The sequence below is a fragment of the Streptoalloteichus hindustanus genome (genome assembly GCF_900129375.1).
GTDB classification, from domain to species: Bacteria; Actinomycetota; Actinomycetes; order Mycobacteriales; family Pseudonocardiaceae; genus Streptoalloteichus; species Streptoalloteichus hindustanus.
Genome location: NZ_FQVN01000005.1, coordinates 488,100 through 509,743, shown reverse-complemented (window position 1 = coordinate 509,743; position 21,644 = coordinate 488,100). Strand labels below are relative to the sequence as shown.

At 69.9% G+C, this 21,644-nt stretch carries 16 protein-coding genes; 12 read left to right on the top strand and 4 right to left on the bottom strand.

The genetic code is table 11. From position 1 onward, the window contains the following. Nucleotides 1–141: 141 nt before the first annotated feature. Nucleotides 142–2,361, bottom strand: coding sequence for an ATP-binding protein (locus BUE43_RS18095; RefSeq protein ID WP_073484636.1), 2,220 nt, complete (start codon nucleotides 2,359–2,361; stop codon nucleotides 142–144). A 461-nt stretch (nucleotides 2,362–2,822) separates the two neighbouring features. Between BUE43_RS18095 and BUE43_RS18090 the strand changes: the two genes are divergently transcribed. The 7 genes from BUE43_RS18090 (at nucleotide 2,823) to BUE43_RS18060 (ending at nucleotide 10,603) form a co-directional block, all read left to right on the top strand. Next, on the top strand, nucleotides 2,823–4,358 hold the full coding sequence (locus BUE43_RS18090) for a DUF3558 domain-containing protein (protein WP_073484634.1): 1,536 nt from the start codon (nucleotides 2,823–2,825) through the stop codon (nucleotides 4,356–4,358). A 408-nt stretch (nucleotides 4,359–4,766) separates the two neighbouring features. After that, the gene (locus BUE43_RS18085) at nucleotides 4,767–5,675 is read left to right on the top strand and encodes an ABC transporter ATP-binding protein (protein ID WP_073484632.1); all 909 of its coding nucleotides are present in this window, start codon (nucleotides 4,767–4,769) and stop codon (nucleotides 5,673–5,675) included. Between the two features lie 10 nt (nucleotides 5,676–5,685). Then, nucleotides 5,686–6,423, top strand: coding sequence for an ABC transporter permease (locus BUE43_RS18080; RefSeq protein WP_073484630.1), 738 nt, complete (start codon nucleotides 5,686–5,688; stop codon nucleotides 6,421–6,423). A 3-nt stretch (nucleotides 6,424–6,426) separates the two neighbouring features. Then, nucleotides 6,427–7,710, top strand: a complete 1,284-nt coding sequence (locus BUE43_RS18075; RefSeq protein ID WP_073484986.1) for a sensor histidine kinase — start codon at nucleotides 6,427–6,429, stop codon at nucleotides 7,708–7,710. Continuing rightward, nucleotides 7,707–8,342, top strand: a complete 636-nt coding sequence (locus BUE43_RS18070; protein ID WP_073484628.1) for a response regulator — start codon at nucleotides 7,707–7,709, stop codon at nucleotides 8,340–8,342. The genes BUE43_RS18075 and BUE43_RS18070 overlap by 4 nt, the downstream gene beginning before the upstream one ends. A 399-nt stretch (nucleotides 8,343–8,741) precedes the next feature. Further along, nucleotides 8,742–9,476 carry an alpha/beta fold hydrolase gene (locus BUE43_RS18065; protein WP_073484625.1) on the top strand — a complete coding sequence of 245 codons (735 nt, stop codon included), beginning with the start codon at nucleotides 8,742–8,744 and terminating at the stop codon, nucleotides 9,474–9,476. 32 nt (nucleotides 9,477–9,508) lie between these two features. Continuing rightward, entirely contained in the window at nucleotides 9,509–10,603 is a 1,095-nt protein-coding gene (locus BUE43_RS18060; RefSeq protein ID WP_073484623.1) for a winged helix DNA-binding domain-containing protein, read from the top strand. 219 nt (nucleotides 10,604–10,822) lie between these two features. Here BUE43_RS18060 and BUE43_RS18055 read toward each other — a convergent pair whose 3' ends face one another. Continuing rightward, nucleotides 10,823–12,013 carry an FAD-dependent oxidoreductase gene (locus tag BUE43_RS18055; RefSeq protein ID WP_073484621.1) on the bottom strand — a complete coding sequence of 397 codons (1,191 nt, stop codon included), beginning with the start codon at nucleotides 12,011–12,013 and terminating at the stop codon, nucleotides 10,823–10,825. Nucleotides 12,014–12,163: 150 nt separating this feature from the next. Continuing rightward, nucleotides 12,164–12,763: a PadR family transcriptional regulator gene (locus tag BUE43_RS18050; protein ID WP_073484619.1), complete on the bottom strand. Its 600-nt coding sequence runs from the start codon at nucleotides 12,761–12,763 to the stop codon at nucleotides 12,164–12,166. A gap of 182 nt (nucleotides 12,764–12,945) precedes the next feature. On the opposite strand from BUE43_RS18050, the gene BUE43_RS18045 reads away from it, so the two are divergent. From BUE43_RS18045 to BUE43_RS18030, 4 genes are all read left to right on the top strand, one after another. Next, nucleotides 12,946–13,623 carry a Crp/Fnr family transcriptional regulator gene (locus tag BUE43_RS18045; RefSeq protein ID WP_073484617.1) on the top strand — a complete coding sequence of 226 codons (678 nt, stop codon included), beginning with the start codon at nucleotides 12,946–12,948 and terminating at the stop codon, nucleotides 13,621–13,623. Between the two features lie 113 nt (nucleotides 13,624–13,736). After that, nucleotides 13,737–14,708, top strand: a complete 972-nt coding sequence (locus tag BUE43_RS18040) for a hypothetical protein (protein WP_073484615.1) — start codon at nucleotides 13,737–13,739, stop codon at nucleotides 14,706–14,708. Beyond that, nucleotides 14,705–16,771, top strand: a complete 2,067-nt coding sequence (locus tag BUE43_RS18035) for a hypothetical protein (RefSeq protein ID WP_073484613.1) — start codon at nucleotides 14,705–14,707, stop codon at nucleotides 16,769–16,771. Before BUE43_RS18040 ends, BUE43_RS18035 begins: the two co-directional genes overlap by 4 nt. Further along, entirely contained in the window at nucleotides 16,768–17,934 is a 1,167-nt protein-coding gene (locus BUE43_RS18030; protein WP_073484611.1) for a hypothetical protein, read from the top strand. The genes BUE43_RS18035 and BUE43_RS18030 overlap by 4 nt, the downstream gene beginning before the upstream one ends. A gap of 152 nt (nucleotides 17,935–18,086) precedes the next feature. Here BUE43_RS18030 and BUE43_RS18025 read toward each other — a convergent pair whose 3' ends face one another. Further along, nucleotides 18,087–20,315, bottom strand: coding sequence for a tetratricopeptide repeat protein (locus BUE43_RS18025; RefSeq protein ID WP_143174230.1), 2,229 nt, complete (start codon nucleotides 20,313–20,315; stop codon nucleotides 18,087–18,089). A 136-nt stretch (nucleotides 20,316–20,451) separates the two neighbouring features. Here BUE43_RS18025 and BUE43_RS18020 point away from each other — a divergent pair, with 136 nt between their 5' ends. Continuing rightward, nucleotides 20,452–21,624 (top strand): hypothetical protein, encoded by a 1,173-nt coding sequence (locus BUE43_RS18020; RefSeq protein ID WP_073484606.1) that lies wholly within the window; start codon nucleotides 20,452–20,454, stop codon nucleotides 21,622–21,624. Nucleotides 21,625–21,644 lie beyond the last annotated feature (20 nt).

The following is a 21,644-nucleotide window of genomic DNA, read 5'->3' as shown; positions in this document are numbered from 1 at the left end:
GCCCTGGCGGCGAGTCAGCCGAACCTGCGGCAATCGTTGTCGCGTCGAGTCGGTGGGGACAAGAGCTGCCCTGTCGCGACACAGACGCGACAGGGATGACGACAGCACGAACGGCTTGCGACGAGTGAGGTCGGTGTGCGGCTAGTCCTGGCCCCGCAGCCGGCTGCGGATGTCGGTGGCACGAGGTGAGCCGAGTTCGTCGAACAGCTCGGCCGCCTCGGTCCAGGCCGCGTGGGCGGCGCTGGTCTGCCCCGTCTCGACCAGCAGTTGCCCGATCCGGTCCAGGGTGTCGGCCGTGCCGAACTGGTCGCCCAGGTGCCGGCGCAGGTCCAGGGACTTCTCCAGGTGGCCCAAAGCCTGGTCGAGGTCGCCCCGCTCGCGGTGGATCCCGGCGAGGATGATCAGCGTGTGGCCCTGGCCGTAGTCGATTTTGAGCTCGGTCTGGATGCGCAGCGCCTCCGTGAGGCATCGCCGCGCTTCCGCGATCTGGCGCGCTGACCGGTGGACGTCGCCGAGGGCGGACAGGCTGATGGCCTGCCCGTGTCGGTCCTCCACCTCGTGGAACAGCCGGAGTGCGGACCGAAAGCACTCGCCGGCCTGGTCGAGGTCTCCCCGGTCGAACGCGACGAACCCGAGGCCCGTGGTGGCCCAGGCCTGTCCCCGCGGATCACCCAGCTGACGCCGGAGCGCGGCGGCGTGCCGGAACTGAGCCTCGGCCTGGTCGAGATATCCCCGGCTGCGCAACAAGTACGCGTAGGTCGCGGTCACCCATGCCACGCCGTCGACGTCGTCGACCGCGCGCGCCGCGTGCTGGCCGAGCTGGTGGAGCCGGTCGTAGACATGGTGACGACCACGCATCATCAGATAGGTCGTCCAGACCACCGGGATCTTCCACGCGGCGTCGTGCAGCCGGTGCTGACCGGCCAGGCGGGTGATCGCGACGATGGAGTCCTTTTCCGAGTGGTACCAGCGCAACGCGTCGTCCCGCGTGCTGAACGAGCACGGAACCACACCCGGTTTCGGCGCCTGGAGGGGAATCGGCCGCAGGGTGGGCGGTGCGATGAGGCCACGCGCGTGGACAGAGGTGTGGAGGTACCAGTCGACGAGGCGTGCGACGGCGGCGTGCCGCTCGGCGTCGGAATCGGTGCTGGAGGAGAGTTCGGCGGCGTAGTCGCGGAGCAAGTCGTGCATGCCGTACAGATCCGGCCCGGTCTCCTCGACCAGATGGGTGTGGGTCAGCGTGGACACCAGCCGCTGGGCGTCCGGGAGTGGGAGATCGGCCAACGCCGCCAGCGCCCACACGCTGATCTGCCCGGGGTGCAGGCTCAGCAGCCGGAACAGTCGCGCGCTGTCGAGGTCGAGATCGGTGTAGGACCAGCTCAGAACCGGGCGGATGGCGGCGGACTCGTCGTCGCCGATCATTAAGGCGTCCAACAGGTCCCCGCTGCCGGTCAGATCGTCGACGAGGTCGGTGAGACGGTGGTGCGGCCGGGCGGCGACGCGCTGGGCCGCGATGTGCAGCGCCAGTGGAAGGTAGGCGCACAGCTTCGCGAGTTGAGAAACGGCTTCGGGTTCCGCCGCCGCGCGGTCGGTGCCGATCACCCCGCACAGCAGTTCTTTGGCGTCGTGCACCGACATCAGCCCCAACGGCACGCGCTGGGCACCGGTTCGCATCACGAGGCTTTCCAGTCGCGTGCGGCTGGTGACCAAGACCACGCACCCGGCGGCGCCTGGCAGCAGCGGCAGAACCTGACGGGAGGCGCGCGCGTTGTCGAGCAGGACCAGCACGCGACGTGGCGCCAACAGCGACCGGAGCATCGCCGCGCGCGGCTCCAGCGCGGCGGGGATCGCGCTGGGCTGGACACCCAGCGCGATCAGCATCTCCTCCAACGCGTCGCCGGGTTCGGCGGGGTCGCCGTCACCGGCGTAGCCGCGCAGGTCGACGTACAACTGGCCATCGGGAAACCTCGGCGCGACCTGGTGCGACCACGTCAACGCCAGCGCTGTCTTCCCCGCTCCGGCGGGGCCGTCGATCACGACGACCGGAGTGCGGGTGCCCAAAACGTGGTCCAGCGACCCGAGTTCCTCGTGGCGGCCGACGAACGCCGGGATCGCCAGCGGGAGTTGGGCTGGGTGCAACGCGCCCTCCCGGGCCGCGGAGTTGGCCTGCGCGGCACGGACCAACTCGCCCCCGGCGGCCAGCGCCGCATCGCACGCCTCGGCGAACTCCACCGTCGCGGGACGGTCCCCCAGCTCCACTTTGTTGATGTGGCCCGGGGTGTAGTGCACCACCGCCGCCAGATCCCGCAGTGACAACCCCCGCGCGTCCCGTGCCTGTCGCAGCCGCTTCCCGAAGTTCACGGACCCGTTCCGCTGGTTCTCCCCATGACCCACGCCGCCCACCCCCGCGCCCGTCACGACCTGTGCGCGGCCGAGCAGACAGCAGCGGTCGGGGCCGACACCGGGCGAAACGTTGATCTTGCGCCCCCGGTGGGGAGTTTTCCCCCTGCCGAGTGACGACGACCCGCGGGGGTCACCGGCACCACCGGATGCGCCGCACCCAGACGATCTGCCCGGAGCGCGGAGAACTTCTGTTGCCGGCCGAGTCAGCACCGACTGGTCGGCGATTCAGCACCGCATGCGTTCCAAGCCGAAAAGCGGCCAATGCGGGGTTGGCTGGGAGGGGGCGGAACATCCGCTGTGAGAAAGGGCACCAAACGGAGCAGGCCGACGCTGAACCCGGTACCGCGGTGGGCGACGACTCCTACGATCTCGCCTGTTCACGACACGCCGGTCAACGGCGTGCGCCAAGGGGGAAAGCATTGAGGATTCGTTGGGGCCGGCTGTGGGGAGCCGCTCTCGCCGTCGCGGCCTGTGCGTCCTGCACCTCGGTCGTCACCGGAAGCCCTGTCGGCGCCGGAGGGTCGGCGGCCGCCGAGCAGCCGGTCGACCGACCGGCCGAGGCCGTGCTCTCCGCGCTGCGGCAGCTCGACGCGTGCGCGCTGATCGACCCGGCGGCCGCGACGGGGGCCGGGTTCCCGAACAACGCCCGCGCCGTGCCGACCGCGCCGCACTCCTGTGAGTACGCGGCGGACGGTGGCGCCAAGGCCCGGGTCCAGGTCGGCCGGGGCTTCGACCACTCGGGCCGGTACCACGCCGAGCCGATCAACCTCAACGGCGTGAAGGCCTACCTCTACCGGGGAGAGAAGCGGAACGAGACGCCGTGCGAGATCAGCGTCCCGGTGAGCTTCACCCTGTCGATCAATCTCGAGGTCCGGCTCGGCACCGGCGCCGGCGGCGACGCGTGCGCCCAGGTCAAGGCGCTGGGGGCCGCCGCAACCACCAAGCTGGGCAACCCGGACAGCGTGACGGCGGACCCGGCCAAGCGGACGCTGGTCAACTGGGACGGCTGCACCCTCGCGCGGATCGTCACCGCCCAACAACCCAACCTGCGTCGCATGTCCAGCAGAGACGCGCTGGACGAGTGCCAGCTGGTGGAGGACAAGAAACAGGGCGGTGACGACACCAAGGTCGAGATCAGGTACGACACCGACCCGTTGCAGGGCAACCAGACCATCCGCCAGGTCGGGGGCAGGAACGCCGCGATCACGGAACTCAGCGGAAGCTGCTGGGTGCGCTGGGCACACGGCCCCTCGGGCAGCCCGGAGAAGCTGCACCCGCTGACGGTGGTCACGATCAAGGGCTCCACCTGCGACAACACCACGCGGACCGCCGCGGAGGCGATGAGGGCTCTGGCCGGCGCCCCGCCCGCCGCCCCACCACCCCAGCGCCCCCTCACCTACCGTCCCGACGAGCAGGACGACGCCGCGGCGGGCGCCTGCGTGGACTACATCAGCGCGGGATCGGCCACCGGGTGCCGGCCGCACACCGGCGCCCGCGTGCCCAGCGACAAGAAGGACCTGATCGCCGCCGCGAACGCCGACCCCAACGTCGCCTGCTCCGCCGCCGACGAGACCGTCCGGCAGGTGTTCGGCTCCGCCATGCGGCCGGTCACCTACGGGGCGCACTGCTTCTGGGGCGAACCCACCCACGCGATCACGGTCAGGGTGACCATCACCGGAGACTGGGCGCCCGACCAGTTCGGCCAGGACCCGAAGCTGTACGCGAACCGGCAGAAGAAGACCTTCGGCGGCGCACCGGGCGTGTCCTGGAACGCGGGCAAGGGCGCGTACGAGATCTACCTGTCCACGACCGGCGACATCACCAAGCCCGGCTACCTCGCGGGCGAGGTGCAGGTGTGGCCGCCCCGCGGCGCGGCCGACGCCACCCCGGACCCGAGCAAGCTCCCCCTCCTCGACCAGGTCATGACCAAGCTCGCCGAGCGGTACCTGCGGTGAGCTGACCCGGTCCGGGGCGAAAGTTCGACCACCCGATCCGACCGCCGCCCGAGTGCGGCCCCGAACCGTTCGGTTCGGGGCCGCACTCGTTGGGGAACCCGCGATCGGGTCGGCTTTCGCCGCCTTGCAGCACTTCGCAGAAAGGTCGAAAACAGCCCGGCGGCGATTCCGGCACACGAGCCCGGCGGCTCACGGGCGATTTGTGCTCGCAGACATGACTATTCAGTGAGCCATTGAGCGGTGGTGTCGCGTTCGTCGGGGGACGCGGGCGCCTCGTCGGACGACGTCTGGTCATCGTGCTGAGTGGAGCATCAACCGATCGGTTGATGGGCGGGTCCACCGCGGTCCGTGGCGGGCGTGGCCGCGCAGTCGATTCGGCGTGCCCCCTGCGGAGAGCACGCTTCTCGTATGGCGATCATCGAGGTAGACGGCCTCGTCAAGCGCTACGGCGACCACACCGCGGTGGACGGGGTCAGCTTCGCCGTCGAGCATGGCGAGATCTTCGGCATCCTGGGCCCCAACGGGGCCGGCAAGACCACGACCGTGGAGTGCATCGAGGGGTTGCGCACCCGGGACGAGGGCACCATCCGGGTCTGCGGCATCGACCCGCAGCGCGACAACGGTGAGCTGCGGCAGATGCTCGGCTCGCAGCTCCAGGAGAGCGAGCTGCCCGACAAGCTCCAGGTCGGCGAGGCGATGGAGCTGTACAGCTCCTTCTACCGGAACCCGGCTGACTGGCACGAGCTGATCGACATGCTGAACCTCGCCGAGAAGATCGACACGCAGTTCCGGCACCTGTCCGGCGGGCAGAAGCAGCGGCTGTCGATCGCGCTCGCGCTGGTCGGCAACCCGAGGGTGGCCGTGCTCGACGAGCTCACCACCGGCCTCGACCCGCAGGCGCGCCGCGACACCTGGGACCTGATCGAGGGCATCCGCGACCGCGGCGTGACGATCCTGCTGGTCACGCACTTCATGGCGGAGGCGGAGCGGCTCTGCGACAAGCTGGCCGTGATCGACTCCGGCCGGCTCGTCGCGCTGGACTCCCCGGCCGGGCTGGTCGCGCGGGTCGACGGCCGGCAGCGGGTCCGGTTCCGACCGTCCGCGCCGCTGGACCACGCCGTGCTGACCGCGTTGCCCGAGGTCACGTCGGTGGAGCGGGCCGGCGGCCAGCTCGTGGTGACCGGCAGGGGGAACCTGCTGCTCGCCGTGACCACCGCGCTCGCCCGCAACCAGGTCGTCGCGGCTGACCTGCGGGTCGAGCAGACCTCCCTGGACGACGCGTTCGTCGCGCTCACCGGCCGCCCCATCGACGCCTGAGGAGACCACCGTGTCCGCTCTGACCCGGCTCACCGCCACCGAGACCAGACTGTTCTTCCGCGAGCCGATGCTCGTGTTCTTCGCGCTCGCGTTCCCGCCGATCGTGCTCGTCGTCCTCGGCTCGATCCCCGCGATGCGGGAACCCAACGCGAGCTTCGGCGGCATGCGGGTGATCAGCCTGTACGTGCCGATCATCGTGGTGATGGGCCTCGCCATGTTCGCGAACAGCCTGTCCCAGCTGTTCGCCACCTACCGGGAGAAGGGCGTGCTGCGCCGCATGCGGACCACGCCGGTCAGGCCGGGGGTCATGCTCGGCGCGCAGCTGTTGATGTCCACGGGCCTGTCGGTGGTGACGATGCTGGTCGTGCTGGCCATCGGCCGGCTGGCGTTCGACGTGGGCCTGCCGCGCCAGCTGCCCGCGTACCTGGTGAGCTACGTGCTGGCGGCGCTGGCGGTGTTCGCGATCGGCCTGCTGGTCGCCGCGATCGCGCCGACCGGCAAGAGCGCCGGCGCGACCGCGTCGCTGCTGTTCCTCCCGCTCATGGTCTTCTCCGGCCTCTGGATGCCGCGGGCCGGCATGAACGACGTCCTGCGCAGGATCAGCGACTTCACCCCGCTGGGCGCCGGCGTGCAATCATTGCAGGACGCGACAGCCGGTCACTGGCCGCAACCGCTGCACATGGCCGTCATGCTGGGGTGGACGATCGTCGCCGGTGGGCTGGCCGCGAGGTACTTCCGCTGGGAGTAAGTGGTGAGCATCGAGGCCGAGCTGCGCGCGGAGTTCGACCGCTGGGAGCACAAGGAGACCGCGGTCTTCAAGGTCCTCCCCTACTTCCTCCTGGCGTTCAGCACCGTCATCACGCTGCTGCAGCCGATCTGGCACATGCCGGTGCACCTGCCGGCGGTGGTCGGGCTGTCGGTCGCGGTTCTGCTCTGGATGCTCTGGTTCCACACGCTCCACCCGGAGTGGCACCAGAACGGCCCGCTCATGGGCCTGTACTACGCGGTCCTGATGGTGCTGACCGCCGGCCTGGCGGCGATCGCGCCCTGGTACGGCTTCTTCACCTTCATCGGTTACCACCAGGCGTTCCGCTACCTGCGGGGCCGGTGGCGGTACGTCGGCGCCACCGCGACCGCGGTGATCTCGGCGGCGGCCTGCCTGGGCGGGATGGCCAGCATCACGACCAACGGCATGTGGTGGGCGTGGCTGGTCGTCAGCCTGATCAACACGTTGCTGGCCGGGTCGTTCTCCCACTTCGCCGAGTTGGCCGACCGGCGCAACCACCGGCAGAAGCAGGCGCTCGTCGCGTTGCACGAGGCCAACGTCAAGCTGGAGGCCGCGCTGGAGGAGAACGCCGGCCTGCACGCGCAGCTGCTGACGCAGGCGCGCGAGGCCGGGGTGCTGGACGAGCGGCAGCGGATGGCACGGGAGATCCACGACACCCTCGCCCAGGGCCTGGCCGGCGTCCTCACCCAGCTCCAGGCCGCCGAGCAGACGCTGGACGAGCCGACGACCTCGCGCCGGCACCTGGCGAACGCGACGAACCTGGCCAGGGAGAGCCTGGCCGAGGCGCGCAGGACCGTTCACGCGGTGGAGCCCGCGGTGCTCGCCGAGGCCAGGCTCCCGGACGCGATCAGCGACGTGGCCCGGCGCTGGGCCGAGATCAACCAGGTCGACGCGGTGCTGACCACCACCGGCGACGCCCGGCCGATGCACACCGACATCGAGGTGGCGCTGCTGCGGACCGCGCAGGAGGCGCTGGCCAACGTGGCCAAGCACGCGCGGGCCAGCCGGGTCGGCCTGACCCTGTCGTACATGGAGGACCTGGTGACCCTGGACGTGCGGGACGACGGGGTCGGCTTCGAGCCGACCACCAGGCGGGCCAACGGTTCGCCGAACGGCGGGTTCGGGCTGGCCGGCATGCGGCAGCGGGTGCGGCGCCTCGCGGGGCGGTTGGACATCGAGTCGGAGCCGGGGGGCGGCACGGCGATCTCGGTGACCGTGCCGGCCATCCCGGCGGGAGGTGGGGCGTGATCTCCCTGTTGATCGTCGACGACCACCCGGTGGTGCGGGACGGGTTGCGGGGCATGTTCAGCGCCGACCCGCGCTTCGAGGTGCTCGGCGAGGCCGGCGACGGCGCGGAGGCGGTCGCGGCCGGCGAGCGGCTCCGACCCGACGTGATCCTCATGGACCTGCGGATGCCGCGGACCGACGGGGTCACCGCCATCAAGGAGCTGGCGAAGCGCGGGGTGCCGGCGCGGGTGCTGGTGCTCACCACGTACGACACCGACAGCGACGTCCTGCCCGCCATCGAGGCCGGCGCCACCGGCTACCTGCTGAAGGACGCGCCGAGGGAGGACCTGTTCCGCGCCGTGGAGACGGCGGCACGCGGACAGGCCGTGCTCTCCCCCGCCGTCGCGACCCGGCTGATGGGACAGGTGCGCCAGCCGGCCTCGGCCCCGCTGTCGCAGCGCGAGCTGGAGGTCCTGGAGCTGATCGCGCGCGGCTCGACGAACCGCGATGCGGCGAAGCGGCTGTTCATCAGCGAGGCGACGGTCAAGACGCACCTGCTGCACGTGTACGCGAAGCTCGGCGTCAACGACCGGGCGGCCGCCGTGGCCGCCGCGTTCTCCCGGGGTTACCTGACGCCGCAGAGCAACGGGTGATCGGTTCTGCCGGTGGCGTTGTGCGAGCGCGCCTCCCGGGCATCTCCGACGCGCCGGTTCGGGCGGACGGACTGGCCGTGGCCCGGATGCCCGCCGCCACCCGGTTCGGGTGCGGCGGGCCGGCGACGGGCTGAACGTCGCCAGGAGCGCTCGCGTCTGCCCGTTGGCTGTGACGTTGTTGTCATGCCAACCGCCATTCCGCATCGACGCCACCTGATCGTTGGTGCCGGCCTCATCCCATCGCTGGTGCGCGCAGGGCTCGAAGCGGCGGTCGACGTTGCCGGACCGCGCGGGAGCGCACGGGCAGGTGATGTGACGTGGATCACTTTTCCAATCCGGGCGGAATCTGCCCGGTATCGGCTCTAGATTTCTCTCATCACCTCACTCCAGGGAGTTCACATGGCCACCTTCGTCCTCGTTCCCGGCGCCTGGCTCGGCGCGTGGTCCTGGGAGGGCACCGCCCTCGCTCTGCGGGAGCGCGGCCACACGGCGCTGCCGATGTCGCTGACCGGCCTGGCCGAGCGCGCCAGCGAGGGCGGCCCCGGAACCGACCTGGACACGCACATCGCGGACATCACCGGCTTCGTGGAACGACACGATCTGCACGACGTCACCCTGGTCGGGCACAGCTACGCGGGTGCGCCGGTGACCGGGGCGGCCGGGCGGCTCGGCGAGCGGCTCAAGCGCGTGGTCTACGTGGACAGCGCCCCGTTCACAGCAGGCATGTCCATGCTCGACCTCATGCCGCCCGAGGCAGCCGACGAGCTGCGCCAGCAGGTCGACGCCGTCGGCGACGGGTGGCGGCTGCCGATGCCGTCGTCGGAGGTCCTGGGTCTGTCCAGCAGCCTTCGCGGGCTCGACGAGGCCCAGCGGGACCTGCTGCGCGCGCGGGCCACCCCTCAGCCGTTCAACACCTACACCCAGCGCCTCACCGGCCCGACCGAACCCGGGCCCGACGTGGATCGCGTCGTGGTCGCCTGCGACGACTTCACGGCTCTGCTGGATGCCGGGGTGCCGATGCTGGCCTTCCTGAACCAGCCGCCGTGGCGGCGCTTCGACCTGCCCACGGGGCACTGGCCGATGCTGTCGGCGCCCACCGAGCTCGCCGACGTCCTCGACGCGGCCGTCTCCTGACCGCGCTGAGCGGGGGGTGAGGGGCACAGCCGATGTCTGACCACGAGCGCGTCCGCAGGCTGCGGGCCCGCGCGCAGGCCTTGGCAGGCGGGGAGCGGGAAGCCTCCGCGCAGGCGGTCGTCCAGCGCGTCTTCGCCATCCAGGCCCAGGACGCGCTGGCCGCCGACCTGGGCATCCGCGCACGCGGGCGGGACATCACCGCCGACGCCATCCGCACCGCGTACGAGGACGAGCGGAGCATCGTCCGCGGCTGGTTCCTGCGCGGAACCCTGCAAACCATCGCCAGCGACGACGTCCGCTGGGTTCTGCGACTGCTCGCCCCACGGATTCTTGCCGCCACAACCCACCGCTACCACCAACTGGGGCTGGACGACTCCCTGCGTGAACGCGCCGACCGTCTCATCCGGAACGCCCTCGCCACGCACGGTCCACTCACTCGCGCCGAGCTGACCGAACACCTCGCCACTCTCGGCATCGCACTGGACGGACAGGTCCCTTTCCACCTGATCCGCCACGCGGCACTCACGGGCGTCCTGTGCCACGGCCCGCGGCGCACCGGTGAGGCCACGTACGTGCTGCTCGACGACTGGCTGCCCACCGCCGGGGACTCCCGGGACGGAGAGACCGCCCTCGCGGAGCTGGCCCGCCGCTACCTGGCCGCTCATGGCCCCGCCACTGCGGAGGACTTCGCCACGTGGTCCGGTCTGCCGATCACCTGGGCCCGCAAGGGCTGGCAGGCGCTGGCGCGATCCGGGGTGATCACCGAGCACGGCGCGCTGACCGTACTCGCCGGCCGTACGGAGAGCCCTGGCGACACGTCCCACCCACCCGACGTCCGCATGCTGCCCGCCTACGACAACTACCTCGTCGGCTATCGCACCCGCGAACTCTCCGTCCCCACCGCCCATCGGGCCCGCGTCTGGCCGGGAGGCGGCGTGATCCGGCCCACCGTGGTCGCCGATGGCCTGGCGATCGCCACCTGGTCTCACCGCTCCGGCGCGCGTTCCGTTCACACGGAAGCATTCGAGCCCTTCCCCCCGCAGATCCAGTCCGGTCTCGACACGGAGAAGGCGGCGGTTGCCCGGTTCCTGCGGACTCACGTTCCTGAGAGCGCTCCTCCTAAGTAGACAGTCAGATAACCAGGTTGGTAGTTCCGAGAACGTGGACGCGGAGCACCGCGCGTTCCGGTGCTCCGCGTCCACTCTTGTCCCGCTGTGCGGATGATCGCTTGAGCAGTCGGCGAACGTCCACATTGACCGACTACCGAAGGGGCCGCGGAATATCGTTGGCAGGGCTGATGATCGGTGAGGGCTAGTCCCTGCTGTCAGGTGCCTCTAGTTGGCCCTTCAGCTTTGGGGCCAAGGACGTCCGCCCAGGCGCTCGGCCATGTGGTAGGACTCGCGGACGTCCTTCCAGGCGTAGCCGTACATCGCGCGCTGGTACTCGTCGACGGCGTCCACGGCGGCGCCGTCGCCCGCGGATGTCAGCGTATCCCGCAGTAGGCGCGCGTCTCGCAGTGCCACCAGGGTGCCGCTGCCGGCCGGGAACATCGCGTGCGCGGCGTCGCCGAGGAGAGTCACCGGACCGGCCGGCCACCGGCCGACCGGGAGAGAAGTGCGCAGTGGCAGCAACATCAGCGACGGAACCGAGACGCCCGCGACGATCTCGCGGAGGACAGGATGCCAGTCCCCGGTGTGCTGGCGCGCGGCCGCCAGCAGGGCCTCACCGCCGGCGCGGCCGAGATCTGACGGCAGGTTCTCCGCGGGCACGGTGAGTGCCCACATCAGGTAGTTCTCGGTGTCCCGGAACTCGACGTCGAGGCCGAGTCGCGCGGCCACCTGTTCGGGGTTGTCGCGGTACTCGTACCAACCCAGTGCCATGCCGAGGTTTCTGGGCGCGGTGATAATGGCGAATCCGCCGACCATGCCGTCAGGCAGGGCGTGGCGTCGTGCGTCGGTGAGTGGTGTCTTGCCGTAGATCAGCCGTAGCCCGCTGTCGAACGTGGGCGCGTGCGGCAGCAATTGGTTGCGTACCACCGAGTTCGCGCCGTCCGCGCCGACCAGCAGGTCGGCGTCGGCGGTCGATCCGTCGGCGAAGTGCGCCCGTACCCGCCCGCTGTCGAGGGTCTCGTAGCGGGTGAACACCTTGCCGTAGTGGATGGCTCCGTCGAGTCCGGCGGTCAGCGCCTGACGGAAGGTGAGCCGGTCGACCACGGCGTCGTCGGTGACCGGTTCCCGGTACGTGTAGCGCTGTTGGTAGTCGGCGTCGATGAGAAGCACGAGCTGCTCGGTCATGAGCAGGGGTTGGCCGTGGGACAGACCGGTGGTGTCCCGGTACAGCCGGTAGACCGATGGTGGCAGGCAGTCCCGCAACACCTGGTCGGCCTCGGGATCGAGGTGGATGCGGTAGCCCTGGCCACGGGCGAACGGGTGCGGGTCCCGCTCGTGTAAGGCGACGTCGACGCCGGCGGCGCGCAGACCCTGCGCGAGGGTCAGGCCACCCAGCCCGGCGCCAATGATGATCACGTTGATTGCCACGCATGGCTCCTTCGAGGACGTGCGGACGCGGTCGGACGTCGCGGAGCTGCTGCCCGGCTATCGTGGTGCTGCGCCTTGGTGCCGGGTCGCGCTCGCGGCCGACCAGGGATCGGGCCTCCAGCGGGTGGTGCGAACACCCGCTGGAGGCTTTCAACTCGTCGAGGGGCCTCCTTCCTCCTCACTCATGAAGTCCCAGTTCACCGCGCCGGACACGAGGTCGGCGATCAGCGCCTCGACCCACTCCAGCTCGGCGTGGCACAACGCGCGCCGGTACTCGTCGTCCAGCAGCACCGCGCGCGGCAGCCGGTCCCGGACCCGGGCCAGCTGGGCGTCCAGCTCGGCCACCCGGCCGGCCAGTCTGGCGGCGCGGAACTCCAGTCCAGCCAGCCGGTCGCGCTCCTCCAACACGTGGAAACAGGTCAGCGCGGCGGAGAACGCGTCCGGCGTGCTCGCGTGCACCAGCAGGTCGCGCACCCAGTCGTGCAGCTCCCGCCGGCCTTCCTCGGTGATCCGCAGCACGGTGCGCTCGGGCCGCTGCCCTTCCCGGACGGTCTCCACCGGCTCAGCCCAGCCAGAGCCGGTGAGCCGCTCCACCGCGTGGTAGAGACCGCGCGGCAACCCGGACAGGAAGTCCCACCGCCGTTCCCGAATGGTCCGCACCATGTCGTACGGATGGGTCGGCCCCTCGCTGAGCAGGGCGAGCACGGCTACCGCGACCAGATCGCGGGCGGACGTCCGCCGAGCACTCACGCGACCACCTCCATAGTGCTTCAAGCACTATAGCGAAAGGCACTACCGGCGACCTGCGCGTGCAGGACCAGTTCACGGCCACCTTCGCCCGTCCAGGCCGGACCCTCCCGCCCGAGGGCCGATCGAAGGAACCTGTCCGAAACCTGCCCAACCGGCGGCCGGACACCGGTACGGAGAACAGCGTGCACGACGGGACCTCATCGCCTCGCCGCGGCTTCCACGCCCTTCTCGGAGACAGTCGATGGCACAGCCTGCTCAGAGCGGGCGTGCCGCATACGTTCACCCCCAGAGCCTTTCTGATCCGGCAAGGAGACGAAGGCGGCTTTGTGTGGGCGTTGGCGAGCGGACGGGTGGCAGTGTTGGCCCGCCAGGAGGATGGCGCTCAACTACTGGTGTCACTGCGCGGCACGGGTGACCTTCTCGGCGAGATGGCGGTTCGCCCCGCGTCTCGTCGCACGGCCACCGTCCAGGCGATCGACCGCTGTGTCGCGCATCGAGTGCCGGCCGAGACGTTCCGTCGCTTCCAGGAGGATCACGCAGCCCAGGACGTGTTCAGCGACTACCTGGTCGCCAAGCTCACCGAGACCGTGCCCTACCAGGTGCAGCTCGTGCACTTCACGCCGCTGCAACGGGTTGCGCGCCTGCTTCTCGAAGTCGTGGCCCTCGCGGACGCCACGACCGAGGACCGGTTCCGCGTGCCGCTGTCGCAGGAGGCCGTCGCCGCGGCGCTCGGCCTCGCCAGGAGCACCGTTGCCGAGCAGATCGCCCGGTTGCGCCGAGAAGGGGCGTTAGCGGCCGGGCGTCGGCTCGTCGTGTCGGACCTCCGCCGGCTCGCTCACCATTCTTGCGTCGCGATCTGATCCAACGTGATCTGGATCACTCTCGTGGTGTCCGCTCGCGGACGTTCTGTCGCCGCGTGCTCGGACAGGCTTCCGGTCGCGCCCAGTCCCAATCCCAGGAAGGAAACAAGCCCATGCCTGCCGACCAGACGCCGACGAGCGTCGCGGAGCTGCCGCCCTACCGCGCGATGCTCGTGGTGGACGTCAAGGACTTCAGCGGTGTGCCGGGACGTCGCCACGCCGAGTTGACCGACGCGATCCCCGGGATCCTCCAACAGGCCTTCCGGCGGTGTGGTCTGGCCGAGATGTGGGACGAGGCACGCTTCCCGCGCACCACCGGCGACGGGCACGTTCTCGGCTTCCGCGCGGCCCTGCTGCCCTTCCTCATCAACCCTTTCCTGGGCGCGCTCCAGGATGAGCTGGACTACCGGAACACCGTGCGGCCCCTGTCCGGCCAGGACGCTCCCATCCGAATGCGGGTGAGCGTCAACGTGGGGCCGGCAACCGACTCCAACGGCGCCCTGCTCAGCGACGGCAGCGGAAACGCGCGGATCGAGACGCACCGGCTGCTGGACTGCGAGCCCGTCCGAGACCTCCTCGCAAGGTCCAGCGACACGACGTGCGTCGCCGCGATCGTGTCGGCGCGCGCCTTCGAGGACGCCGTCCTGTCCGGATACGCGGCCGACGACCCCGACCTCTACGTCCCGGCCCCGGTCGAAGTCAAGCGCTACCAAGGCATTGCGTACCTGCGCGTGCCGAGGCCGTCCGGTGACCTGCTCCGGCGCGGCTTCCACCCCCTCGAATCCACAGAGGACACCGTGACCGACGCGAACCAGGACCAGCACACGAGTCCGCTCGTGAACACCGTCGGCGACGTGGACGGATCCGTCGTCCAGGCGCGGGAGTACCACCGCCACGGCGGCGTGAACATCGGTGGGAACGCGAGGGACGTCATCACCGATGCTCAGGGACCGGTCATCACCGGCGCACAACACCACGCGCCCCAGTTCTACGGCGACGGTGTCACCTACACCACCGGGAACCACTCGGGAAACGTCAAGCAGCGGTTCGAGAACACGAAGCGCCCCAACCCGAAGCAGCCATGAACGACAAAACCGAGGACCACAACGCTCGTTACGGCGGCGCGGACATCGGTGGGAACGCGAGGGACGTCATCACCGACCCCCGAAGTCCCGTGCACACCGGTTCGGGCTCGCTGGTCAACATCGACATCCAGAAGGCCATTGTCGGAGCGTTGGGAGCCAACGAGGGCTTCCGCCCCCGCCTGCGACAGGCCGTGGCGGAGGACGAGATCACATGGCTCGCGAAGCGCTTCGTCGAGCCGCGAAACTTCGCGGTCGCCCAGCACCTGTTACGTGACCGGAGAACCGTTCTCCTCGGTGGTCGGCAGGGCAGCGGACGGCGCAGTGCGGCGCTCATGCTCCTCGCCGGGCTTTCCCACGAGGGAGCGGTCCGCATTCTGCCCCCGGAACCCGACGAGACCGGCATTCTCCTCAATCCGAACGAGGTTGACTCGCGTGAGCGGCTCCTGCTGGACCTGACTCACGCACCCGCTGACACGTCGGAAGCCCTGCACGCTGAGCTGAGTGGCTTCCGCGCAGTGCTCTTCGAGAAGGAAGCCCACTTGGCGGTGGCTCTGCCGACACCGCACGACAGTGTTGTGCGAGCGGAGTTCCGCTCACTCTCCACTGACATCTCGCGTCCGGACGGAGCCGAGGTGCTGCGTACGCACCTCACCGCGGAGAAGGTGCCGATCTCCGTACAGCAACTGAACCACCAGGAGCTACGACCGCATCTTGCCACCAGCAGCATGGACGAACTCGCTCGTCTCGCCCACCGCATGCGCATGTCTTACACGGCCAACGAGCGGGATCCGTTCGAAGTGTGGCTGCGCAAGGCGCTGTCCGCACTCACCGATCGTGGCGAGGAAGTGGCGAACAAGGTCCGTGGGAAGTCCGGCCAGGAGCGAGCGTTGATGTTCGTCACCGCGTTCCTGCACGACGGACCGGCTGACGTCGTTCCGGAGGCGGAGAACAGGTTGCTCCGTGCCATCGACTTCCCCGATGACGGCACACATGCGCTCGACCGACCGGATCTGGTCGAGCGACTGTCCGGCATCGGAGCACACGTCGACCAGGAACAACGCGTCCGGTTTTCCGATTTCGAGTGGGACACGGCGATACGCAGTCACTTCTGGCTCGCTTACTCGCCGATGCGCGCTCCCTTCCTGTCCTGGGCCTCTGGCCTGATCGAGACGGCGAACCTCCGGGCACCGGACACCGACCGGATCGCCTACCGCCTGGCCGAACAGTGTCTCCGCTGGCGTCAGCCCGGTGCCGCCGTTTCCCTGGCGCAGAGGTGGGCCGAGAAGCGGGAGCCGCGCCTGACATCCGCAGCGACCGTCGTACTGGTGCAGGGGCTCACCGACGAGGTGCACGGCGGCTTCTTCCGCCGGTCTCTCTACGACTGGGCCAGGGACGCGTTCCTGAACCCGAACCTCGCACGCATCGTCATCGCGCTCTGCACCGACGTCCTCGCTCCAACGCTGCCGGACCGCGCGCTGGTCCGGCTTCATCACCTGACCAGACACCGCGACCGCGAGGTGAGCACCGAGGCGTCCAACGCCCTCACTTCGCTCGCCGAGGACCACCGGTTCTTCCGCCGGCTCCTGGACCGACTCGCACGTTGGGTCGATCCAGGAGATCCGAGAGACAAGCCCCTTTCCGCGGTCGACATCGAGCTCCTCCGTCGCACAGCCCAGGCGTCACGTCTCCTCGACAGCTCCCGGCGAAGCCAGCCGTTGATCGCTGACCAGGACGTCCGGGGTCAGCTCGAACTCCTGTGGAACGCCGTGCTCCGCGCCCCCGAGAGGAAGGCGTGGTTTCCCCTGCTGGGCAACTGGTTGGAGACATCGCTCAACAACTCGACGGATGTTCCGCTCGACCTCGTCGTCCGCGCCACGGGTAGCGACACGCGGCTTCTCGGGACGCTCTTCCACGCGACGTCGCAGTGGGTGGCGGGCGCTCGTGATCCCGCTGAGCGGGCGGGGCGGGAGCAGATCCAGCGGCAGGTCCTCGACAAGATCAATGACGTGATGGGCCTCCGCGCGGACTTCGCGGACCCCTCTGACAAGGAGACAGTTCGATGAACCGCGATGACCCGGTTCTCTCCGTGGCCCTTCCGCTGATCGCCGTCCTGGCGTCGCTGGTCCTGGGCCTCACCCTGGGTTGGCCGACATGGCTGTGGCTGCTGTTGGCCCTGGTCCTCCTCGTGGCAGCGCTCCTCCTCGCCCGCAGGTTCCGGAACCGACAGCAACAGGAGCACTTCCGGTCCCTCTACGAACAGCGGGAGCACCCTCGCACTCCGACCATTGACAACTCCGCGACGCTCCCCGAGACTCCCCTGCCCAGCGCGGTCGCCGACTACCAGTTCCTCTTCTCCGCCCGCGTGTTCTGGCGTCCCATGGGAAACGCACAGCACCACGCGAACCTCGGTGCCGTCGCGGCGGACCTCATCCTCCACCGCGCCCGTGCCATGACGGCTCAGGAGCACCCGAACGATCCTGTCCTCGCGCAACACAAGCTCAGCGCGGCGCTCGGCGCCATGGCCCAGGACCCCGCTGGGCAGTTGTCGGCGTGGGCGGACAGCGTCGTCCTCCGAGTTCCCGAGGAGGACGCCAAGCGGTTGCGGCAGCTCGCCGACATCCGCAAGCAGAAGGAGGTGTGGGAACACGAGCGGGCACTGGAGCGCAACATTCGCGCCTATCTGGGGAACGAGGTGCTGACCAGCACCGGGAGCGCGCTCGTGTGGTGGCTCTCGCAGGACACGAGCAAGGTCAAGGAGACGGTCCGGCTGATTGGCACCTTCGCCCAGCTGTCGGCGGCGGCCAACGACAGGGAAGTTCCCGAGTTGTTCCGTCACCTCGTGACGAGCCCGGCTGGACAGGGGTGGGAGGTTCTGAACGGAAACGGGGAGTACCAACCCGACGTCACCGTGTCATTGCCCACGCCGTCATCCCTCAATAGTGACCCGAAGGTGGTGAATGGCCACGTGTGTGAGCCAGCCGCACCGCAGCCCGAGCCCGAACAGGCGCTTCTGGACAAGTACCTCCCCGATCCGGACGATCCACAACGGCCTCTGTTCGAGGCACAGCTCGCCCAGTTCCTGGCCAAGTACACCCCAGCGGCTCAAGCCCCCGAGGCAGCCGACAGCCCTGCCCCGGAGGACGGAGCGGCACCGCACAGCAGCGAGAACGGGGCGGCACCGCTTCCGGAGAACGGCGCTCCCTCCCAACCTCCGCCGATGACGTGAGGAACCCGCGGTTCAGCCGGCTGATCCCGGGGGTGGCGAGCGCCTCACCGACACGACGGTCGGCACCCCCGGGGACGCTGCCCCAAGCATCTCCGCGACCAATGCTCCGAACCCGGCTCCCATTGGCGCACACCGGCTGGTTCGGGTTGGGCTTAGTGGTTTGGCCAGTCGGGGATGCCCAGTTCCTCCAGCAGTGCTGTGCCGGTGACGAATGCCGTGGCCGCGAGTGCGCCGTTGCCGTTGGCGAGTCCGCGGTACTCGCGCAGGGCGGCGCGGTGGTCGCCGAGGAGGCGGTAGCTCTCGGCCAGGAGGTACCTGGCCTGGTCGGCGTGTTCGGTCCAGGCCTCGTCGTGGGTGGCGGCGAGGTGGGCGAAGACCTCGGCGGCGCGTTGGCTCGCGTCCACGGCGTCCTCGTGTCGGTCCGCGGCGAGGTTGGCGCAGGCAAGCTGGTACCACTGCTCGGCCGTGTCGTTGTCGCGCAGCGCCGCCTGGCCGATCGCCTCGTTCAGGTCGTCGACGGCGTCGGCCGGGCGTCCGGCCTCGATGAGCGCGCACGCGCGCAGGTATCGCAGTCGGCCGACCAGGCGAGCCGCGTCGTGTGGGGGGTTGGCCAGGATCTTGTCGACGACCTCCAGGTACGCGCCGTGTTGGGTCACGTGTTCGAGTGCCTCCAGCGCCTTCTCCGGTGCCTCGGCGGCGATGAGGGCGTCCAGTGCGGCGGTCGCGGTCGCGTACGAGGGCCGCAGCGCGGTGTCGAGGACCAACAACGTGCCCAGTGCCAGGTGATCCGACGCTGACTCCGCGTGTCGTCTGCCGCGCGACAGCGCGTCGAGGGCGTTGGTGTGCGCGCCCTGGCTGGTCAGGAGGTACGCCAGCCAGTACTCGCCCCACGCGCAGGCGCTGTCGTCTCCGAGACGGCGGAGTCGCTCGACTGCCTCGGTGACGGTCGTGATGGCCTCCTCGGCCCGCCCGGTGTGGGACACCCACAGGCCGAGCCAGCACTCGGCGAGCAGGGCGCGCGACTCGTCCCCGTGGTCGCGGTGGACGCGGATGGCGTGCCGCAGTGCTGGTTCGGTGTTCTCGCTCTGGAAGAACTTCGCGCGGAGTTCGACCAGTCGCGCGTCGAGGTGCGGGGGCAGGTCGTCGGAGACCACGGTCAGACAGGCGCGCGCCTCGTCCGCCTCGCACCGGAGGTCGTGCCACACCGCCCGGTCGAGGAGGTTCTCGGCGGACAGTCCCGGCGGTGGCAACAGGCGCAGGGGTGGCCGGCTGGTCGGACCGAGCGGCAGGAAGCCAGTCATCGGCTCGGCGGCGAGGCGAGCGCGGATTCGGTTGCCCTGCACGGAATTTCCGTTGCGCTGGTCGAACTGGTCGGCGAGGTCGAGCGCGAGGGAGCGCATCCGGCGGGCGAGGTCGCGGTACGGCACCGAGCACGGGTCGTCCGGGCCGAGGTCCAGGACGGTGTCGCCGCGTCCGGCGCGGACCAGCGCGTCGGCCAGCACCGCGGCCGAGGTGGCCAGCTCCATCGTGGCGAACGGCCGCTGCCTCCGCTCGAACCCCCGCAACGCGTCGAGCCAGTCCACCCCCGCGCCCAGGTTGCCGGTCAGCGCGCAGAACTCGATGAGCTGACCGAAGTGCTCCAGGGAGTGGAACTGCCCGGACATGCCGCGTCGGAGGCGGCGGTAGGCCAGGCTCGCCTGCCGCCACTCCCCCGCGCGCGCCAGGGGCAGCAGCGTCAGCACCCTGGCGAGCACGACCGGTTTCGAGGACACGCGCGGATCGTCGAGCATCGGGGCGGCGACCTGGAGCGCGTGCGCCGTTTCTCCCTTCTTCAGCAGGTAATCGATGGTGGTGAGGTCGAGCCAGCGGTCGTCCTCGTCGGCCGGCGCCGTGGCGGTCCACCGCAGGTGCGCCTCGTCGGCCGCCGCCCAGTCCCCGAGGTGCGCGGCCACTCCGCGCCGCGCCGAGAAGATCTGGTGCCACGGCAGGGCGGCGCTGCTGAACCGCCGCTCCACGTCGTGCAGCGCGTCGCGGATGTCGTCGAGGGTGATGTCGGGGAAGTCGACCATGCACTCGATGAGCCAGACGTACCAGTTGAGCAGGTCGATCTCGTCCGCGCGCTCGAAGCGCCAGGTGCGCTGGTCGTACTCGTCAAGACATTCGGCGAGCAGTTGGCGCACCTGGTCCCACTGCCCGTCCAGCCGGCGGGCTTCGGCGAGCAGCCGCCGGGACAGGAACGTGGCTCGTGGAACGTCCAGCCGGTCGGCCTCCCGGACGGCCTCGGCGAGCATCGCGGTTCTCTCCGGACTGTGCTCGCGGACGTGCGCCTCGCGTAACGACAACCAGAGCTCGTCCACCTCGGACCCGTTCGGGCTTCTCACTCGCGGAAACCTAACCGACGTCAACAGTGGTGGGGAGCGCATTCGCGGTCCGGCGAGGTTTCCGGGGCGGGGAGGTCCGGATCACGGCGCGGCGGACCAGGACTTTCTGTCAGGCCGGGGACCTACTATCCGCCACATGGCTCGCACCACCGCCTCCGCACCGCCGAGACCGTTCGCACCTGGCGACGTCGTGGCCGCCTTCAGCGACGCCCTCGGCGAGTGGACGGCAGCGCAGATCACCGACATCGACGTCGACAAGAAGACGGCGGGGGTGCTGGAGCTGGACTGGTCGGGTCCGGAACCCACGTCGGTGGCGGACCTGGGCGAGCCCCGTCCGTTCAGGCCCACCCACCACAACTGGGGCGGGGAGTTGTCCCACTGCAACCACGAGTGGGTCCTGCCGCGCAGCTACAAGGTCCTCGGCGCCCTGCCGCTGATGCACAGCGAGCGTTCTTACAGCTATTCGTCCGGGTGGAATCTCGGTCTCCAGCTCGCCCTCCAGCGGCACTGGGACAGCGGCAGCCGTGAGCCGTGGTCAGATCCGCGTGAGCTGCGGCGCACCGGCGCCGAACTCAACCGGGACTTCGACGAACAGGCCGACCCTCGGGTGGACGTGCGGCGCCTCGTCGTCACGGGCGTCAAGTCACTGGACTGCGATCGTCTCGTCCAGCACTTTCCCGGACTGACGCAGCTTTCCCTGTGGGGCGACATGGGTCTGCTCTCCGCGCCGGCGAGCCTGAACAAGCTGGCGTCGCTGAAGAGAGTCTCCCTCAACGGCCTGTTCGGCATGGGTGGCGCCGACCGCCTGCTGCCGGAGCGCGTTCCGTCCCTGGAGGCGCTGGACCTGTACAACATTCCCGCCGAGTACGCGAAGGCGACGCGTTCGACCTGGCGCGCGGAGATTCCACGCGGGACATATCTCGTCATCAGCGGCGCCCGCTCGCCCGAGTGGATCGCGGAGAACCGGGACAACCCCCTGCGCGACTGGGACGGCCGGGACAACATCAGCGGCGCCCAGTACCGGAAGGCGATCGCGCACTACAAGTCAGCGCGGCGCGCGATCCGCGGCGCGCTCGACGGTCCGTCCACTGAGGACATGACGACGCGACTGTTCCAGATCGGGAAGGAGTACGGCGAGGCGTTCAACCGGCTCGACGCCGCGACACCGTTCATCGAGACCGTGGAGCGCGAGGAGCTGTTCGACGCCCTCCACCTCGTCGTGCGGGAGGTCGAGACAGCGCGCGGAACGGACCTCGGGTGGGCGCGAACGAGTCTGGAGTCAGGCGTCGAGTCCGTTCGGGAGTGGTGAACCGCCAGGAGCACAACCAC